This window comes from Candidatus Hakubella thermalkaliphila, from assembly GCF_013281975.1.
Lineage (GTDB): Bacteria > Actinomycetota > Humimicrobiia > Hakubellales > Hakubellaceae > Hakubella > Hakubella thermalkaliphila.
The window spans coordinates 1-18527 of record NZ_BLRZ01000026.1 but is presented as its reverse complement, the minus strand read 5'-3'; the positions used below and the strand labels follow the sequence as shown (position 1 = coordinate 18527).

General features: G+C 50.0%; 23 protein-coding genes and 1 pseudogene. 6 read left to right on the top strand and 18 right to left on the bottom strand.

Annotated features, from left to right (window positions below; all coding sequences use genetic code 11):
• The 18 genes from dprA (HW443_RS04000) to ffh form a co-directional block, all read right to left on the bottom strand.
• Positions 1 to 1172: DNA-processing protein DprA (dprA, locus tag HW443_RS04000; RefSeq protein WP_176237930.1), on the bottom strand; the 1172-nt coding region annotated here is incomplete at its 3' end.
• A gap of 16 nt (positions 1173 to 1188) precedes the next feature.
• Positions 1189 to 2187, bottom strand: coding sequence for a YifB family Mg chelatase-like AAA ATPase (locus tag HW443_RS03995; protein WP_176237929.1), 999 nt, complete (start codon positions 2185 to 2187; stop codon positions 1189 to 1191).
• A gap of 188 nt (positions 2188 to 2375) precedes the next feature.
• On the bottom strand, positions 2376 to 2624 hold the full coding sequence (locus tag HW443_RS03990) for a type II toxin-antitoxin system HicA family toxin (protein WP_176231465.1): 249 nt from the start codon (positions 2622 to 2624) through the stop codon (positions 2376 to 2378).
• Positions 2621 to 2869 (bottom strand): type II toxin-antitoxin system HicB family antitoxin, encoded by a 249-nt coding sequence (locus HW443_RS03985; RefSeq protein WP_176231464.1) that lies wholly within the window; start codon positions 2867 to 2869, stop codon positions 2621 to 2623. The genes HW443_RS03990 and HW443_RS03985 overlap by 4 nt, the downstream gene beginning before the upstream one ends.
• A 95-nt stretch (positions 2870 to 2964) precedes the next feature.
• A complete protein-coding gene (gene dprA / locus HW443_RS03980; protein ID WP_176237928.1) occupies positions 2965 to 3819 on the bottom strand; it encodes a DNA-processing protein DprA in 855 nt (284 codons plus the stop codon).
• A gap of 138 nt (positions 3820 to 3957) precedes the next feature.
• Entirely contained in the window at positions 3958 to 4158 is a 201-nt protein-coding gene (locus tag HW443_RS03975) for a hypothetical protein (protein ID WP_176237927.1), read from the bottom strand.
• A 16-nt stretch (positions 4159 to 4174) separates the two neighbouring features.
• Positions 4175 to 4363: a magnesium chelatase subunit ChlI family protein gene (locus HW443_RS13615; protein ID WP_308751054.1), complete on the bottom strand. Its 189-nt coding sequence runs from the start codon at positions 4361 to 4363 to the stop codon at positions 4175 to 4177.
• A 3-nt stretch (positions 4364 to 4366) separates the two neighbouring features.
• Positions 4367 to 5704 (bottom strand): YifB family Mg chelatase-like AAA ATPase, encoded by a 1338-nt coding sequence (locus tag HW443_RS03970; RefSeq protein ID WP_308751053.1) that lies wholly within the window; start codon positions 5702 to 5704, stop codon positions 4367 to 4369.
• 71 nt (positions 5705 to 5775) lie between these two features.
• Positions 5776 to 6129, bottom strand: a complete 354-nt coding sequence (locus HW443_RS03965; protein ID WP_176231461.1) for a YraN family protein — start codon at positions 6127 to 6129, stop codon at positions 5776 to 5778.
• 55 nt (positions 6130 to 6184) lie between these two features.
• A complete protein-coding gene (locus HW443_RS03960) occupies positions 6185 to 6844 on the bottom strand; it encodes a ribonuclease HII (protein WP_176231460.1) in 660 nt (219 codons plus the stop codon).
• A gap of 258 nt (positions 6845 to 7102) precedes the next feature.
• A complete protein-coding gene (locus HW443_RS03955) occupies positions 7103 to 7447 on the bottom strand; it encodes a ribonuclease H family protein (protein ID WP_176231459.1) in 345 nt (114 codons plus the stop codon).
• A gap of 153 nt (positions 7448 to 7600) precedes the next feature.
• A complete protein-coding gene (gene lepB / locus HW443_RS03950; RefSeq protein ID WP_176231458.1) occupies positions 7601 to 8134 on the bottom strand; it encodes a signal peptidase I in 534 nt (177 codons plus the stop codon).
• Between the two features lie 4 nt (positions 8135 to 8138).
• Positions 8139 to 8501 (bottom strand): 50S ribosomal protein L19, encoded by a 363-nt coding sequence (rplS, locus tag HW443_RS03945; RefSeq protein ID WP_176231457.1) that lies wholly within the window; start codon positions 8499 to 8501, stop codon positions 8139 to 8141.
• Between the two features lie 3 nt (positions 8502 to 8504).
• Positions 8505 to 9209, bottom strand: a complete 705-nt coding sequence (gene trmD, locus HW443_RS03940; RefSeq protein WP_176231456.1) for a tRNA (guanosine(37)-N1)-methyltransferase TrmD — start codon at positions 9207 to 9209, stop codon at positions 8505 to 8507.
• Positions 9210 to 9249: 40 nt separating this feature from the next.
• On the bottom strand, positions 9250 to 9771 hold the full coding sequence (rimM, locus tag HW443_RS03935) for a ribosome maturation factor RimM (protein WP_176231455.1): 522 nt from the start codon (positions 9769 to 9771) through the stop codon (positions 9250 to 9252).
• A 10-nt stretch (positions 9772 to 9781) separates the two neighbouring features.
• Positions 9782 to 10015 (bottom strand): KH domain-containing protein, encoded by a 234-nt coding sequence (locus tag HW443_RS03930; protein WP_258190450.1) that lies wholly within the window; start codon positions 10013 to 10015, stop codon positions 9782 to 9784.
• Between the two features lie 26 nt (positions 10016 to 10041).
• Positions 10042 to 10299, bottom strand: a complete 258-nt coding sequence (rpsP, locus tag HW443_RS03925) for a 30S ribosomal protein S16 (protein ID WP_176226691.1) — start codon at positions 10297 to 10299, stop codon at positions 10042 to 10044.
• A gap of 87 nt (positions 10300 to 10386) precedes the next feature.
• Entirely contained in the window at positions 10387 to 11715 is a 1329-nt protein-coding gene (gene ffh, locus HW443_RS03920; RefSeq protein ID WP_176237926.1) for a signal recognition particle protein, read from the bottom strand.
• Between the two features lie 304 nt (positions 11716 to 12019).
• Between ffh and HW443_RS03915 the strand changes: the two genes are divergently transcribed.
• The 6 genes and pseudogenes from HW443_RS03915 to HW443_RS03890 form a co-directional block, all read left to right on the top strand.
• Positions 12020 to 12388 (top strand): hypothetical protein, encoded by a 369-nt coding sequence (locus HW443_RS03915; protein WP_176235425.1) that lies wholly within the window; start codon positions 12020 to 12022, stop codon positions 12386 to 12388.
• A gap of 95 nt (positions 12389 to 12483) precedes the next feature.
• On the top strand, positions 12484 to 15723 hold the full coding sequence (locus tag HW443_RS03910; RefSeq protein WP_176237925.1) for a putative Ig domain-containing protein: 3240 nt from the start codon (positions 12484 to 12486) through the stop codon (positions 15721 to 15723).
• Positions 15724 to 15725: 2 nt separating this feature from the next.
• The gene (locus tag HW443_RS03905) at positions 15726 to 16385 is read left to right on the top strand and encodes a zinc ribbon domain-containing protein (RefSeq protein WP_176237924.1); all 660 of its coding nucleotides are present in this window, start codon (positions 15726 to 15728) and stop codon (positions 16383 to 16385) included.
• 153 nt (positions 16386 to 16538) lie between these two features.
• The gene (locus HW443_RS03900; RefSeq protein WP_176237923.1) at positions 16539 to 17333 is read left to right on the top strand and encodes a zinc ribbon domain-containing protein; all 795 of its coding nucleotides are present in this window, start codon (positions 16539 to 16541) and stop codon (positions 17331 to 17333) included.
• Between the two features lie 210 nt (positions 17334 to 17543).
• Positions 17544 to 17906, top strand: a complete 363-nt coding sequence (locus HW443_RS03895; RefSeq protein WP_176237922.1) for a hypothetical protein — start codon at positions 17544 to 17546, stop codon at positions 17904 to 17906.
• A 338-nt stretch (positions 17907 to 18244) separates the two neighbouring features.
• A pseudogene (locus HW443_RS03890) lies at positions 18245 to 18527 on the top strand (MarR family transcriptional regulator); the annotation flags it as partial.

The following is an 18527-nucleotide window of genomic DNA, read 5'->3' as shown; positions in this document are numbered from 1 at the left end:
GCTGGCTCCTGGATAATGAGGCCTTTGATCTCCAGCTGAAGGAGGATTCCCAGGGCTTTATTTACCTCCATATCAACCATCCGGGAAAGGTCATCGATGTGTTGGGGTTCCTGGTCCAACTGAAGATAGAGAAGCCTCTCCTCCTCAGAAAGGCTAGCCAGAATTTCCATTTCTGAAAAGAGACCATTGCTAATTGTCCTTCCTTTCTGGGAAAGGAGATCCGGGTATAGCTCCTCTAAAATATCCTCGACCCTCTCCACCAGCCTGGCTCCATCCTTAAGCAAAGCATGGGTGCCTCGGGTATTTCGGTGATAGATATTGCCGGGGATGGCAAAAACAGATTTTCCTTCCTCCAGGGCAAAGTCGGCTGTGATGAGGGCCCCACTGCTCTCGGAGGCCTCCACTACCACTACTCCTTTAGCCAGGCCGCTGATAATCCTGTTTCGGGCCGGGAAATTGTGTCTCAAAGGAAGAGTTCTTAGTCGGTACTCGCTGAGCACAGTGCCCTTGTGGCAGAGCTCTTCCTGGAGCGATCTATTCCGTCTGGGATAATAAATGTCCATGCCGTTACCCAAAACAGCAATGGTGCCTCCTTTTTGGTCTTTGGCTCCCCGATGGGCCCAGGTATCAATGCCCTCGGCCAGCCCGCTGACCACACATATACTCACAGCAGACAACTGTCTGGCCAGAGTTTCGGCTACTTTCCTGCCGTAGGTGGTAGAGTTTCTGGAGCCCACAATGGCGATGGCTCTGGCAGTTCTTGCTAACCTGGTGGTCGCCGTCCGCTCCAAAGGAGCTCCTTTACAGTCTTGCGGCCGATTCCCGCCCATCCTCTCCAGGAGATCTCCTTTATAGAAGAGAACCGGAGGGGGGTCATAGATCTCTCTCAGGCTTACAGGATAGAAGGCATCAAAAAGGGAGACCATTTTTATGCCCATCTTTACACAGGCTCTGATCTCTTCTTCTGCTTCCCGGTAAATTTGCCTCAGATCGAACCCTCCTCCAGCTATGCTTAACTGAACAGGCAGATGACAGGCCTCCTCCCACAAGAGTTCCACCGAGACCTCCTGCCCATATTTCCGCCAATGGTCCCGAATCCCTCTGGCCCCTACTCTGGGATGGCTCAGGAGAGTTAGTAGCTTGGCCTGTCTTCGGATGTGCCTATCCTTCATGTCTGTAAGTCCCAGTTCACGGCCTTTCTCTGTCCCAGGAACGGTACTGAATGGCCTCAGCCAGATGGGGGAGCTCTATGGCCTTGGCATCCTCCAGATCCGCGATGGTTCTGGCCACTTTCAGTATGCGGTCCAGACCCCGGGCGCTAATCCGCAGTTTATCTATGGCCTGGGCCAGGATTTCTTGGCCCGATGGCGAGATCTTACAGTAGGTTCGAAGTTGGTTCTGGGTCATGCCAGAATTCTCCTTTATCCTCTGATCCACAAACCTCTTTCTCTGGATATCTGTGGCTCTCTTGACCCTTTCCCTGATGATTTCTGACCCTTCTCCTCCTGGACTTCTTAGAAGTTCCTCCCTGGTCAGGCGAGGAACGGGGATATGGATGTCGATGCGGTCCAGGATGGGTCCGGAGACTTTGTGTCGATATTGGCGGTAGAGATTCTCCGGGCACTGGCAGGGAATGGAGCGATCCCCCCGAAACCCACAGGGACAGGGGTTCATGGCTCCGATCAGGATAAACCTGGCTGGAAAGGTTACGGTGATCAGAGAACGAGAGACGGAGACTTCCCCGTCCTCCAGAGGCTGGCGCAATGCCTCCAGAGCGCTTTGGCGAAATTCTGTCAGCTCATCCAGAAAAAGGACTCCGCAATGACTCAGGCTAATCTCACCCGGACGAGGGAAGCGGCCCCCTCCCACCAGGCCCACTTCGGAGATAGTATGGTGAGGCTTGCGGAAGGGACGCCTGGTAAGAAGGGAAATTCCCGAGGGGAGCAGGCCAGCGATGCTGTAAATTCTGGTTACCTCCACCGCTTCCTCCACTTCTAACTCCGGCATAATAGAGGGAAGTCTGCGGGCCAACATGGTCTTACCGGACCCGGGGGGGCCCACCATGAGCACGTTATGGCCCCCAGCCACTGCTACCTCCAGAGCTCTCCTGGCCTGCTCCTGTCCCTTAACATCGGAGAAGTCCAGATCATATTTACCATTTAGGGAAAAGATCTCCGCCAGATCCACCTGGACCGGGGGAACCTCGCTTCTCCTTGAGTTACTGGCGGCTGAGTTCTTTTAGCAAGCCAGAATTCTTCTTTCTGAGGAAGGCAGGCATCAGCAATTCGATAAACCTCCTCTGGAGTAAGATAAGGGACGATCCTCATCGCTTTGGGGAGCATTGACTTAACTGGAAGATTTGTTTCTAGCCATAGCTACTTTAGAAGCCCTAACCTTTTTAAATCCTGCTCTGTCCATGCTGCATCCTGAATTATGCTCTTTAGAGTCTTGGGTGGGAAGGTATCACTTGGGTGATGGAAGGAGATGGTTACCCTTCCTTTCTCTGGATGGATATATTGGCGATGGGAACCCTTCTCCCGCTCAAGCTTAAACCCATCCTGAGTCAAAGCACTAATTAGCCTCCTTGCCGTTAGGGATCTCAGCTTCGAGTAGTCAATGCTCATACGGTTACTGCTACTCTCGGCTCAGTGAAAATTTCAACCCCAGGCTCCTGCGGGATCGGCTCCCCATGCTCTTTCATGCTCTCAAGGGTCATCTCAACGACTTCTCTGATGTTCTTTAGAGCCTCTTCCTTGGTATAACCCCAGGTGCTTGCCCCCTTTAAGGCTGGACAGTAGGCGTGATAGGCCATCCTTCCGTCCTCAAACGGATCCTCTTCAACGACCACTGGGAAAAGATAGGTTCTCACCTTCCCTCCTTTGTTTTTCTGAATGAGGAAGATTGGCTATTCCAGTTCTCATGTTTCTAGTTTAGCACTAATTCCTTAGACAGTCATTTGACCCTCTATGCTCGCACAAAGTTCATGGCTGGCTCCTGGATAATGAGGCCTTTGATCTCCAGCTGAAGGAGGATTCCCAGGGCTTTATTTACCTCCATATCAACCATCCGGGAAAGGTCATCGATGTGTTGGGGTTCCTGGTCCAACTGAAGATAGAGAAGCCTCTCCTCCTCAGAAAGGCTAGCCAGAATTTCCATTTCTGAAAAGAGGCCATTGCTAATTGTCCTTCCTTTCTGGGAAAGGAGATCCGGGTATAGCTCCTCCAGAATATCCTCGACCCTCTCCACCAGCCTGGCTCCATCCTTGAGTAAAGCATGGGTGCCTCGGGTATTTCGGTGATAGATATTGCCGGGGATGGCAAAAACAGATTTTCCTTCCGCCAGGGCAAAGTCGGCTGTGATGAGGGCCCCACTGCTCTCGGAGGCCTCCACTACCACTACTCCATTAGCCAGGCCGCTGATAATCCTGTTTCGGGCCGGGAAATTGTGTCTCAAAGGAAGAGTTCTTAGTCGGTACTCGCTGAGCACAGTGCCCTTGTGGCAGAGCTCTTCCTGGAGCGATCTATTCCGTCTGGGATAATAAATGTCCATGCCGTTACCCAAAACAGCAATGGTGCCTCCTTTTTGGTCTTTGGCTCCCCGATGGGCCCAGGTATCAATGCCCTCGGCCAGCCCGCTGACCACACATATACTCACAGCAGACAACTGTCTGGCCAGAGTTTCGGCTACTTTCCTGCCGTAGGTGGTAGAGTTTCTGGAGCCCACAATGGCGATGGCTCTGGCAGTTCTTGCTAACCTGGTGGTCGCCGTCCGCTCCAAAGGAGCTCCTTTACAGTCTTGCGGCCGATTCCTGCCCATCATCTACAGGAGATCTCCTTTATAGAAGAGAAGCGAAGGGGGGTCATAGATCTCTCTCAGGCTTACAAGGTCAAAGCCATCAAAAAGAGAGACCATTTTTATGCCCATCTTGACACAGGCTCTGATCGCTTCTTCTGCTTCTCAGTAAAGTTGCCTCAGATCGAACCCTCCTCCAGCTATGCTTAACTGAACAGGCAGATGACAGGCCTCCTCCCACAAGAGTTCCACCGAGACCTCCTGCCCATATTTCCGCCAATGGTCCCGAATCCCTCTGGCCCCTACTCTGGGATGGCTCAGGAGAGTTAGTAGCTTGGCCTGTCTTCGGATGTGCCTATCCTTCATGTCTGTAAGTCCCAGTTCACGGCCTTTCTCTGTCCCAGGAACGGTACTGAATGGCCTCAGCCAGATGGGGGAGCTCTATGGCCTTGGCATCCTCCAGATCCGCGATGGTTCTGGCCACTTTCAGTATGCGGTCCAGACCCCGGGCGCTAATCCGCAGTTTATCTATGGCCTGGGCCAGGATATCTTGGCCAGATGGATATATCATACACTAGGTTCGAAGTGAGTAATGGGTCCTGCCAGAATTCTCCTTTATCCTCTGATCCACAAACCTCTTTCTCTGGATATCTCTGGCTCTCTTGACCCTTTCCCTGATGATTTCTGACACTTCTCCTCCTGGACCTCTAAGAAGTTCCGCCCTGGTCAGGCGAGGAACGGGGATATGGATGTCGATGCGGTCCAGGATGGGTCCGGAGACTTTGTGTCGATATTGGCGGTAGAGATTCTCCGGGCACTGGCAGGGAATGGAGCGATCCCCCCGAAACCCACAGGGACAGGGGTTCATGGCTCCGATCAGGATAAACCTGGCTGGAAAGGTTACGGTGATCAGAGAACGAGAGACGGAGACTTCCCCGTCCTCCAGAGGCTGGCGCAATGCCTCCAGAGCGCTTTGGCGAAATTCTGTCAGCTCATCCAGAAAAAGGACTCCGCAATGACTCAGGCTAATCTCACCCGGACGAGGGAAGCGGCCCCCTCCCACCAGGCCCACTTCGGAGATAGTATGGTGAGGCTTGCGGAAGGGACGCCTGGTAAGAAGGGAAATTCCCGAGGGGAGCAGGCCAGCGATGCTGTAAATTCTGGTTACCTCCACCGCTTCCTCCACTTCTAACTCCGGCATAATAGAGGGAAGTCTGCGGGCCAACATGGTCTTACCGGACCCGGGGGGGCCCACCATGAGCACGTTATGGCCCCCAGCCACTGCTACCTCCAGAGCTCTCCTGGCCTGCTCCTGTCCCTTAACATCGGAGAAGTCCAGATCATATTTACCATTTAGGGAAAAGATCTCCGCCAGATCCACCTGGACCGAGGGAACCTCGCTATTTCCGGAGAGAAAAGCGATGGCCTGACCAAGACTGGTAATAGGTATCACTCGCACTTTCTGAATTACGGCGGCCTCATAAGCATTATCCTGAGGCACCAGCAGGGTCCTGATGCCGTCCTTTGAACATTGATCAGCCACAGAGAGGAGACCCCTCACTCTATTCACGGTACCATCAAGAGAGATTTCTCCCACCATGGCAATGCTCTCCAGATCAGAGATCTTCACCTGCCCTGTGGCAATGAGGATTCCCATAGCGACAGGCAGATCGAAAGCGGGACTCTCTTTCCGGAGGTCAGCAGGAGAGAGATTGACGGTTATCCTTTCCAGAGGAAACTTATACCCCGAGTTTATTAAACCGGCCCGGACTCTCTCCCGAGACTCTGAGATGGCCTTGTCGGGAAGACCGACGATATTAAATTGAGGAGAACCCCTGGCAGTATGGACTTCCACATCAACCTTGATGGCATCCACACCGTACAGGGTGTAGCTAGTAATCCGGGTAAACACGGTTTGTCCCCTTCCACAGAGGCATTTAATGTGCTTTCTGGATGAACTCACCCCTGGCTTCTATCCCAGAGCTATCTGAAGGCGTCGGGGATATGTTGAAGGGTTCTTCTCTGCCCCTCTTGTAGAATGGTCACAATATCGAAACGTACTTTAAGATGTCCATATTTCCCATTTCTGGACAGAAACAGCTCGGCAATTCTTTTGATTTTCCACTGCTTAATCCAGTCCACAGACTCCAGAGGATGGCACACCGTTGAGCTATATCGGGACCTTACTTCCACGAAGGAAAGAGTCTCTCCCCGAAGGGCGATGATATCGATCTCACCTATCTTACACCTATAGTTGGTATGGATAATTGTGTACCCATTTTGGGCCAGGAACTGTCTGGCCAGAAGTTCTCCTCGGGCACCTTTACTCAAAGCCATGTCCATGCCCACCCTCACTCTTCGTCTTCTAACTCCTTCTTATCATCCCATCGTACTATATCCGAAATCTGGCCAGTAGGTGCGGACCCCTTTTGTTGCGCCGCGAGAAAGGACCATAAGAAAGTCTGTGGATAGAGCAGGCTCCCAGCCTGGTGATGGCCTGGCGGTGAAGTTCGGTGCCATAGCCTTTATGTTGAGCGAAAAAGTAACCGGGGAAAGCTTTATCATTAATCATTATCTTGTCCCTGATCTCCTTGGCCACAATGGAAGCGGCAGCTATGGATGCGGATCTGCTGTCTCCGTGAAGAACGGGTATGTGTATAATCTCAAGTCCGGGTAGTCTGTAAGAGTCGGAGAGCACTACCTGGGGTTGGGGCTCCAACAATAGAACAGATCTCTTCATCACCAGAAGGTTGGCCTGGTCGATGGAGATCTCATCTATGGTCTTTGCCTCTACCCAGGAGATGGTCCAGCAGAGGGCTCTCTTAACAATCAGCCCAAAGAACTCGGCTCTTCTCTTCTTGTTCAGGGTTTTGGAATCTCTTATTCCCTCAATCCTCTCCCCTTTTCTCAGAATGACGGCTGCGGCTACCAGAGGCCCCGCCAGCGATCCACGGCCAACTTCATCCACACCGGCAATAATGTCATAGCCAGCCTGGTAAAGCTTCTCTTCTAACTCATAAACGTCCACTCTTGCAAGCGTATTAGAACACACTGGTGAACCTCCTTAAGGACTAAAGTCAGGGAGTTCTGAAAGATGCAAGCCCTATAATATGATATGAAAGGAACCGTCCAGGACATTTTAGGTGGTGATATTTAGATAAATACATAGATACATAGAAACATTTTACCCCCCTTTTTCCTACCTGTCAAGGACATTACTTGGAGATTCTTTGAAAATTCTCCTTGCCGACACAGGGCTTTTTTCTACCGCCCCAATTCAGGAAACAAAGGAAGCGCAAATTAGATGCGTCTAATAGAAAAACTTATAAGAAAACCTGTGTATAGAGCAGGCTCCCAGCCTGGTGATGGCCTGGCGGTGAAGCTCGGTACCATAGCCTTTATGTTGAGCAAAAAAATAACCGGGAAAGCGCATGTCTCGGTTGATCATTATCCTATCCCGCATCTCCCTTGAAAATAACCCAATTTTCATGCGACGTGGTGCGCCGCGGTGTATGGGCGATTCCTTGGCTACAATGGAAGCCGCAGCTATGGAGGCGGATCTGGTATCTCCGTGAAGAACGGGTATGTGCACAATCCCAAGCCCTGGGAGTCTGTAGGAGTCGGAGAGCACTATCTGGGGTGGCAGGTCCAACAATAGGACAGATCTCTTCATGACCAGAAGGTTGGCCTGGTCGATGGAGATCTCCTCTATGGTCTTTGCCTCTACTCATGATCATGCAGGCAGCGCCAGGCGCAGGCAAAGGTTGTGGAAAGGGGGGAAACTGGGGACAACACAGTCTCTTAAAGGTCACTGCAGAAATCTAAATCGGGAGAAAGGCCAAAGAAGAACAAAGGCCCTTCCTTTAATGGAGGATTCTTTGATAGGACCGAACCAGCGACTGTCCAGGCTGTTACCCCGATTATCGCCCATAACAAAATATTCTCCCGGCCCCAGGGTTATGGCGCCAGACTCAGCATCTACGCCATAAGAGGCATAAGAGGCATAGGGTTCCTCTAGAAGGCGCCCGTTAAGGACAACCTGTCCGTCTTGTAGAATCTCAATCTTATCTCCCTCCGAACCTATAACCCTCTTGATCAAATGCGCCTGCTCCTGGGGGGAATAGAAGACCACAATGTCACCTTTTTGGGGCCTGGAAAAATAGTAAATGAATTTGTTGATGATAATGTAGTTACCCTCCAGCAGGGTGGGATGCATTGATTCCTTATCCACAAGAAAGGGTTGAGCGATGAAGGTTCGGATAAAGAAAGCCAGGGCTACCGCAATAGCTATGACAACAAGGTATTCCGCCCAGGAGGAGGTGCGACTGCTGTTGTTAGCCATCTTGTTATTCCGCGTTGTTCTTCTTTAAAATCTTTGCTCTGACCCTGGCCTTTTTACCCACTCTTTCCCGGAGATAGTAGAGCCTGGCCCTTCTCACCACCCCGTGACTGACCACCTCTACTTTTTCAATGTTGGGCGAGTGCACGGGAAAAGTCCTCTCTACGCCCACCCCAAAGGAGACCTTTCTCACGGTGAAAGTCTCCTTAACTCCTGAGCCCTGTCTTCTGATGACGGTCCCTTGAAAAATCTGAACTCTTTCTTTGCCGCCCTCTTTGACCTTGACGTGAACCTTCACCATGTCGCCGGGCCGGAACTGAGCAAGGTCGTCTCGCAATTGGGCATCTTCTACTTTACTTATACTGGACATTTTCTACCTCTTTCTGCTTCCTTCCCATTTCTCAAGAAGGTCGGGCCTTAACTGGGCCGTCCTTTCTCTGGCTTTTTTCTCTCTCCACTCTTTTACCCGTTGATGATCTCCTTTTAATAAAATATCGGGCACCTTGATCCCTTCAAAATCATAAGGCCGGGTGTACTGGGGATAGTCTAACAAACCCTTCTGAAAAGACTCTTCTATCAGAGATTCTCGGCTGCCCACCACGCCTTCCAAAAGGCGAACCACCCCATCTACAATGACCATGGCCGGGATCTCTCCGCCACTTAACACGTAGTCGCCGATGGATACCTCCTCATCCACCAACTGTTCCCTGACCCTCTCATCCACACCTTCATAACGTCCACAGATCAGGATCAGGTGTTCCAGAACAGAAAGTTCTACCAGCAGTTGCTGATCAAGCCTCTTGCCCTGTGGAGTTAAAAGAACAACTTTCTCCCTGTCCTTGGTCCATCCCCGGAGCAGGCTCCTTACTGCAGCAAAAATAGGTTCTGGTTTAAGAACCATTCCGGGCCCTCCCCCGTAGGGAGCATCATCAATCTGTCTGTGCCTGTCCTCAGTAAAATCCCGCAGATTATGGACCTGAAGAGTGAAGAGACCCTTTTTCCTGGCTCTTCCAATAACACCATATTCAAAAGCCGAAGAGAACATCTCCGGCAACACAGCAATCACATCTATCCACATAACCTTGCTTTACGGAAAGGATCTTCAGACACGATCTCCTCTAGAGAAGACCTTCTGGCAATCTTACTATCATCCGGTTTCCCTCCAAATCAACCTCTCTAATCACATCCTTCAGGGCCGGGATGAGAACCTCTTCCTTACGACCTTCCCTGTCTCTTTCTACCACGTAAACATCGTTGCTTTTGGTTCTGAGAACCTCCTTTAATTTTCCCAAAAAATTCCCTCCTTCCTCGAAGATCTGCAATCCGATCAACTCATGAACCCAAAACGTATCCTGGGCCAAGGAGGGAAATCTATCTTGGGGAACGTAGAGACTCCTGCCCACCAGTTCCGCAGCAGACTCCAGGTTGTCGATGCCTACAAACTTAACGATGGGTCCACGGGAAGAGAGTCTCACCGAGTCAACGACAAGCTTATCTTCTTCCTGGCATGCTGGGGAAAGATAAAGACTAAAACCCCCGGAGATCCTCTCGGGATAATCCGTCTCCAGCCTTAGTCTGACTTCACCTTTGAGACCATGAGCCTTGAGCGCCTGGGCTACCACATGGGAGAATAGTTTCATCTAGCTTAAATCAGTCGAGGATCTGAACCCTGGCCACCTTGCCTTCTTTAGTAGCTGACGCCCCAATGATAACCCGCAAGGCGTTGGCAATCCGACCTTTTTTCCCAATCACTTTCCCGATATCATCACTGGCTACCTTCAACTGATAGATAATCGTTCCATCCTCTTCTGTCGTAGTCATGACCTCCACTTCATCAGGCTTATCAACCAGGGCTTTGGCTAGATGGACCAGGAGTTCTTTCAAAGGGTCACCTCCGTTTGATAGCGCCATCAGCGACCTATCCCTTTAACTATCCCTTTAATATTCAACAAATGCCTCACCATAGAGGTAGGGATAGCTCCTTTGTTCAACCACTCTTTGGCTTTTTCCTCATCGATCTTTATCTCGGAGGGTTCAGTCATGGGATTGTAATACCCAATGCTCTCGATAAATCTTCCATCTCTTGGGCTTCGCGAATCTGCCACCACAATCCTGTAGAAAGGGTTCTTTTTGGCTCCTTTTCTAGATAATCTTATCTTGACCGGCAACCAGCCACCTCCTCTTCTCTGGGTACAGTGAATTTTCACACATAAGCCGCTCTCCTGTCAATAGTAAGGGGAACGGCTGTCTTAATACTATGGCATGGGAAAGGGGAACCTTTTGATGCCTTTTTTCCGGGAAAAATGGTGCATCATGGACCTGACTTGCTCGAACTGCTTTAGTAGCCGGTTTACTTCCACGATAGAGGTACCACTTCCCCGGGCTATGCGTTTTTTGCGGCTTCCCTCAATTAGGGAAGGCTTTCTCCGTTCCTCCCGGGTCATAGACTGAATTATGGCTTTGGTCACTTTTATTCTGCTCTCATCCAGACTGACCATGTTAGAACCCTTAAGCTTCTGCCAGCCTGGTAGCATCTCCATCACCTGGTTAAGGGAGCCCAGCTTACCGACCTGATTGATCTGGTCCAGAAAATCCTCCAGGTCGAACTCCCTGGAGATAATCTTTCTCTCTATCTCTTTAGCTTTCTTCTCGTCCGTCAACTGTTGGGCCTTTTCGATCAGGCTCAGAACATCCCCCATGCCCAGAATACGGGAGGCGATTCGGTCCGGGTAGAATGGCTCCAGGTCATCCAGCTTCTCCCCTACGCTGACGAACTTCACCGGCTTTTCGGTGATGGCCCTGATGGAAAGAGCAGCACCGCCTCTGGTGTCACTATCCAGTTTGGTCAGCACGATTCCATCGTAATCTACATACTCCTTGAACTTTTGAGCAATATTGACAGCATCCTGACCGGTCATGGCATCAACTACCAGCAGAATCTGATGTGGCTTTATCTTCCTTCGCATTTCCGCCAACTCCTCCATCATCTGCATATCAATATGGAGTCGGCCTCCGGTGTCCATTACTACGGCATCAGAACCTCTTTTTCTGGCTTCCTTGATAGCAGAATGACAGACCTCCAGGGCTCTCATCCCGGCCTTTACTTCTTCATAGACATCGCTTTCTGCCTCCCTGGCAATGGTTATCAATTGGTCAACGGCTGCCGGGCGCCGCAGGTCTGCAGGCACCAGAAGAGTATTTTTCCCTTTCTGGATCAGATATCGAGCCAATTTGCCGCAGAAGGTGGTCTTGCCGGAACCCTGGAGACCTACCACCATAATCACGGTAGGGGGAGAAGACAGGCTGAATTTGCTCACTGTGGAGCCCATCAAAGCAGTCAACTCCTGGTGAACGATTTTGACAATTTGTTGGGCCGGAGTCAGACTCTCCAGCACCTCTGCTCCCAGGGCTCTTTTTTCTACCCGGGATAAAAGATCTTTAACCACATGATAGTTTACGTCAGCCTCTAAAAGAGCCAGCCGTATCTCTCGCAAAGAGCTGGCCAGATCTTCCTTACGCACTATGCCCTTCGATCTAATCCTGGAAAATAGAGCCTGAAACCTGTTGGTCAGACTTTCAAACATTGCAGCCCACTTCTTTCTTCATTTTCTAGCTGTCAACTAGCAGCACATTGCGCACACAAGAGTAGCATAACATCGTTCACTGGTTGATACCAGTCTGTAGCATAACATCGTTCACCCGCCCCTTGAAAAAACTACAGAAGTTGGGTGGGACATAGGCTTTAACTATGTGTCGGAACCTTTAACCGCTTACGATGTATTGAACCCGGACAAAGCATTGACTGTTGCGGCAATAAGAGGGTACAATACGCTTACAGGAATTTCTACCAGTTATGGGGAGCAGCTATTGAGACAGGAAGGGTAACACATGGGAGCAGCTATTGAGACAGGAAGGGTAACACATGGAAAAAAGAGCAGGATTGACAGAATCTGTGCGTTGGCCTTGGTGGGCTCAATCATTATGTCAATGCTTGGCGTTTCACCAGGTATTGTTAATGCGACAACTATTTCAGCTAGGATTGACAACTATTATCCCAATACTCCAATAGAGGTAAGGGTAGGAAGCTCTACCACGATAAGTTCTACATTTACTAACATAGGAAATAGCGCCTGGAATTTTATTGCTGGGGCAACGGTGTGGAACTCTAATGGAAACCAGGTCGCTAACTATTCAACAACCCTTTCAACTCCCTTCAGCCCGCCCAGCAAACAACGGTTAGCTGGAATCATACTGTAGCTCAGGCGGGAGAGTACTGGCTTCAGTTTGGCGTCTGGAAAGCTACGCCATATATCTCAGAAAACCTTCTAGATAAGAAGCCCAGCCCGGCACAGATGTTGATAGTTGGCAGAACCGCCCCTGCCCTGGTCCAAAGGCCTTCTCCGCCGGTTCCCAGCTCCCCTGGTTCAAGCTCTCCTCCAGGCCCCAGGATTGACACCCTGACCCCCACCTTGCAGTGGAGTGCTGTCCCCAATGCCGATTACTATGCCCTTGGCATAAGCGTGGCTCCCTATGGTTCGGGGAACCTGGTCTATAACCCTCAGAGAGTATCTGGCACCTCCCTTACGGTGCCCAGCGGGGTGCTAGAGCCTGGCAAGCAGTACCGCTGGAACATGCAGGCCTATAACAGTGCCGGCTGGAGCGAGCTCTCCAGCATCCTGTATTTTCAGACTGCCCCTACCCCGCTACAAAAGCCTTCTGCCCCGGTTAGTTTAGGGGAGGCAGTGGATAACACTGCTCTTTCATGGACCACTGGTGGCAATGCCGAGTGGTTTGGACAAAATTCAATTTACTACCACGGTGGAGATGCTACACAGAGTGGTGCAATATCCCATAACCAGGAGACATGGATTCAAACCACAATTTCAGGACCAGGGAACCTGAGCTTCTATTGGAAAGTATCTTCAGAGGCAGGTTATGATTACTTAGAGTTCTATATTGACGGCGTAAGGGAAGATAGAATCAGCGGTAATGGTGATTGGCACCAGAAGAGCTACAGCGTAACTTCAGGATCACACACGTTGAGATGGAGATACACGAAGGATGGAAGTGTTGACAGAGGGTCTGATTCCGGTTGGGTCGACAAAGTTGAATTTGCCAAAGAGGAGGTTAAGCAGCCTGTTACACCTGTTTCAGCAACAATCGATAGTTATTCTCCAAGCAGCAAGATAGAAGTTGACCCCGGGCAACCCTTCACTCTACGTGTTACCTTTGCCAACACCGGCACTACAGCCTGGGACTTCCTGGCTGGAGTGAGTGTATGGGATGCAAATTGGAAACTGGTGATTGATGAGTGGAGCTCAACCATAAGAGTCCAACCTGGTCAGCGGGGGAGCTATAGCTGGACTAAATCGATAAGTACACCCGGGGATTACTGGGTTCAATTCGGGGTATGGAAAGACGAGAGCACCCTACTTGATAAGGCACCAAGCCCTTCCCAAAACCTGATAAAGGTTAAGCCTGTTACACCTGTTTCGACAACATCTCCTCCCAGTGAAAAGCCTCAGCCCGAAACAGAAACTGGAAAAATTAGGGAGGAAATTGATAATAAATTAAAGTATTTAGCCACAACTGAATACAAATACCTTTTTGATACTGATTCAGTAATGAGTACTATTGCCACGACTTTCATGTATATGACATCTCCGATTAGGGGCAATTTAGTAGAAAGATACTATGAATTTTACTATGCTGCTCTGGATTATCGCACCATGGCATTTACCGCAGTGGCTAAAGCCAAGATGTTTTTAAACAAAGGGGATATTGTCAATGCTCGAAAATATGTAGTAGAAGCAGATCGCTATATGCACTTGGCTGAGTCGAGCTACAGGGGGTCAATAGCCATATTTCAGGGAGACGTTGAGTCGGCAGCTCAGCTCGCCCGGGGGGTATATGAGGGATCCAAAGCAAGTGTGAAATATGGAACTGTATTTTTAGGACCTGGGGCTTCTAAGGTTGCAGATGGGCTCTTTTTAGCAACTGATTTTGCGATTGATTCATCTGAGCTTAAGCTAACTGAGGCAAGTAAGAATGCCCTTTCCAAAGCGCTGGTAACGGCTATCTTCGACTATGTGAAAATTAAACCTTTAAATGATAAAACACTCTCTCAGATACTCACAAAAAGCACTACTAAAGTTATTGGCGACTCGAGGCTTTATGCTACTTTAGATGATATACTCAAAAATCCTGAGTTTGAAAAAGCACTTATGAGCGTATTGTCAAAAAGCGCCGCTTTTGGGGTGAAAGAATTAACTAAGCAACAAACAATGAAACTTGTAAAAGCAATTGAAGAGTCGATGGAAAGTATTGTCCCTGTGCCAGCTACTGGTGTCATCGGGCAAGAAAAGGTACCTCGATCTGAAAAGGTAATGCCGCAGGAAGAACCTCAATCCACAGTAGAAAGGATACAGTCATTTTTCGGGAATTTAATAGAAAGGATACAGTCATTTTTCGGGAAATACCAAGATGATCGTACAACAACCAGTCCACCAAGAATAACCACTGCCTCCTTGCCGCCAGCTACAGGTGGTGTTGCCTACAATTGCCCCCTACAAGCCAGTGGTGGTAGACCGCCTTATAGCTTTTCATTGGTCAGTGGTAGCCTGCCACCAGGGCTTAGCCTTAGCCGTGATGGGAGAATCAGCGGCACGCCTAATTTGGTGGGCACCTTTAAGTTCGCCGTCCAGGTAAGGGACAGCAGCACTCCAGCCCGCACTGCCCAGGAACCTTTATCTATCAAGGTTGATATTCCAGTCGCCTCAGAATGGCACTGGCCATTGCGAAATCCACGCGTGATTCAAAATTTTGGCAATCGAACTAGACATCACGCAGGTATTGATATAGCCAACAGCGGTGAAGAAGATCGTGTTACAAGGAGGAAAATAGTTATGGCTTTGGACAAAGTGGTAGCTAAAGAACAGTTGACGGAGCTGCTCCGCCGTACGATTAGCTTTGTTATCACCCTGGTAGTTTTGGGAATAATTCGGGCCGTTATCGTAGAGCTTCCGGCCATGGATGAGCCTGTTTCTGATTTCCTTACCATTGCGGATATTGCTGCGGCTGTTATCTCGGTAGTGGTCATCGTGGTGGTTTTGCTCTTTGGCCAAGATATATCCGGCCGCACGGCAAGGATGCTTCCTTTCTTTCCCGAAATAGCTCCTTTAATCAATAACCTGGCCATCTTGGTGGCTATTGTTATTGCCTATGGCGCCTTTGATACCATAATAATGCCCTTTTTAGAAGAAATTGATATTGTCTGGTTATACCCGGTGGTTCTCCTCTGTCTGGCCATTTTGCCTGTCTACCGCCTTACCGCTATTCTTTTTACCAGCTCCGGCAAGATTACTGATCTGGTGCTGGGGAAGGAGCCAACTGCAGCCACCACCATAACTATTGCCTGTCCCCACTGCGCAAGCCAGGTGGCCCCAGCCAAGTTTTGCTCTCATTGCGGGGGTGAACTTCCGGCTCAAGCAGTAGGCAGCCAGAAGCTCTGCCCCCGTTGCGGGGCTGGGCTCAAGCCGGAAGCCAAATTCTGTACTCATTGCGGTAGCAAAATAGAAATGAACGAGGAATAAAGATGCCTTCTTGTCCGCAATGTGGGACCAAGAACGAAGAAGGGGCCAGGTTCTGCCTGCAGTGCGGTGCTGCCCTTGGGCCAAGTCCACCAGCCCCCTCTGTAGGCCAAATGAGCAGGCTTTTACCCTTCGGCGGGATCATTATCGCTGCCATCATTATGATCATGGCCATTGCCTTATGGGCCAGCTTCTCCGGAGGAGGAGACAGTGTGGTGGGTGGTACGCCCACGAAAACAGTAGAGAACTTTCTCGAGGCAATTAACAGAGGGGATTTTGACCGGGCTCAGACGTATTTAGCCAGGGGCCGCGTAATAGACGATAATTATGCGCTGGTGCCCTATATTGGCAAAATTGACCAGGTTGCAATTCTGAATGAAAGAATAAAGGTAGGACCGGTAACTGGCGCGAAAACCGCATATCTCCACGCTATAATTAACCCGCCACCTGAACTTCCTTTAAGAGGCGATGTCTCTACGGAAGGAGACAAGGAAGGAGACATTTATGTGGCTGATGAAGAGACCGGTGGACCGATAGGGATTATTCCCGAACAGAGTTATACTTCGGGAGGTCTTCCTATTGCGCGTCTCCCCGAGATCTTTGGCAATCAATTCTTCTTTATTTTGCGTTGGGAAAATGGCAAGTGGCGGATTTCCTCGCCTTGACCTCCCTGAGTGTGAACCAGAAGTAGTGGGGGAGTGGAAGAAGGCATATCGAGGAACGCAATTTGGGAAAACGAGCAAGGGCTGGCTGGGCCCGGATGGTGAACTTTACTAAGCTAATGGATATGTGTTTCACGGCAAGGAGGTGGGATTAGTTTGAGGATATGGCAAGGTGTTATTGGCCTAATGTTAGTGGTGCTTCTCTCTATCTCTGCCATAGGGATAGGCGCCAGTGAGGTCGCTGCCCAGCAGGCTAACGACGTCGGAATGGCGGTACTAAGCCTTGATGTCCAAAAAGATGGCTGGGCCCAGGTGGAGCTTAAGGCTTTATTCGACAAGGAGCTGGTTGCCGAGTGGGGGTACTCCCAGGACGAAATAGTTGACGGCATAAAAAGCGACGCTGAGGAAGCAGGCTTTAAGGTCGCGCCCTACAGTGAAGGGGAAATGATTGGGGCAAGAGCAACCAAACAGCTTTCCCTTGTAGAAATGCAAGATCTTCGCCAAATATTTGAGCCTGATTATCCTTCAGAGCAGGCAGGACCCCTTCTGGCTATCGAGAGGGGATTTTTCTACACCCGCTATCGGCTGGCCACAGACTTTGACTTAGGCGAAGCGGAGGGACCTCTTGGTCCTGGTCAATTAAGGCTAACCCTGCCCGGAAAAGTGACCCAGCACAACGCAAATGAGGAAGAAGGCAAAGCCTTAGTCTGGCATCTGGCCTGGGGCCCAAACCGCATTGAAGCTGAGGCGCGAGCTGTCAATCTCGCAGCCATGGCACTGGTGATTAGCATTATTGTGGGAGCGCTAGGTGGGACTTTTTTTGCCATTTCCCGCCTCAGCAAGCCTTTTGCCCTAGCCACCTTGCCGACAGGGGCAAAATTCTGTCCCCAATGTGGTAACTCTCTTGCCCCGGGGGATACTTTCTGCAGCCAATGCGGGACAAAACTTTGAGCCAGCTCAGCTCAACACCGAGGTTCAACAGCAAATGGCATCCTGTGAAATACAATAATACGGTTTACCAGGCATTTTGTCCAGAAAGGAGGCCTAAAAAAGAAAAAGGGTAGTGACAATAAATTTGTGAAATATGGCCTTTTTCTATTGACAACTGTCCTTAAAATAGCCATAATTTAACTAAGCTTAGGGATTAGGGAGTAAGTGACAATGGCCTTTATAAGGACAGTTAAGACCAGATCCTCCAGTGGGCAGGTTCATGAATATGTGCGCATCGTGGAGGCCTACTTCGAGGCTGGCCAACGCAAACAGCGGGTGCTGGCCAACCTGGGCAATTTGGTCTCCTTGCGCAAGGACATCAAGCAGATCGTAAAGGGCCTGCTGCGGGTAACAGGAGAAGAGCCCCTGTTCTTTAAAGAGGATCTCCAAAATGAGAGGGTTCAAGAGTACGGCCTGGTCTATGTGGTCCAAAAACTATGGGGTTATTTGGAACTGGGGGAGGCTATTAGCAAATCCCTAACCCAGACAAGCCGGAACCAAAAAGTGAATCATAAGCGTTCAGCTATCAGTTAGTAGTCAGAATTCAGTAACCAGTAGTCAGTAAGGGGTGGAGCTCCTGAATTCTGGATAGTGAATCTTTCTCCCCGGGCACTGTATAATAGATGAAAACAGTTCAAAGGGAGGAAGACTAATGTTGATCACCGAACGCTATAAAGACCAAATTCATGGTGTCCTCTCCTGCTATGACCGGGTGGTCCTGCGGGGGACTCTTCCCGGCTGGAGCTATGCTCAAGGCATGACCTCTTTTCTGTATGCAAACCAAATCAGAATCTTTGATTATCCCTCCTTTGCGCAACCCCTGAGAGGGGAAAATCCGAGACAATGCAGAACAGATTGCCGCAGAGAACGGATTGGAGATAGAGCATATTCGAAAAATAAAAGCCTTTCGCAAGGAAGACCGCATTCAGGATATCCTGAAAGAACGGGGAACCCATCCTGGCCTGGTGCATATCTTCTCGGCAATGGAAAGCTGTTCCAGCTACAAACCCTGGCATGACCGGCGAACCGGGAAGACCTTCCTCAAGCATGATACTGCTAAATGTCTCCACTATTACTTCTATTTCATCGATCCAGAGCTGGGATTATGTTATCTGCGTGTCCCGACCTGGTGCCCCTTCCAGCTCCAGTTCTATT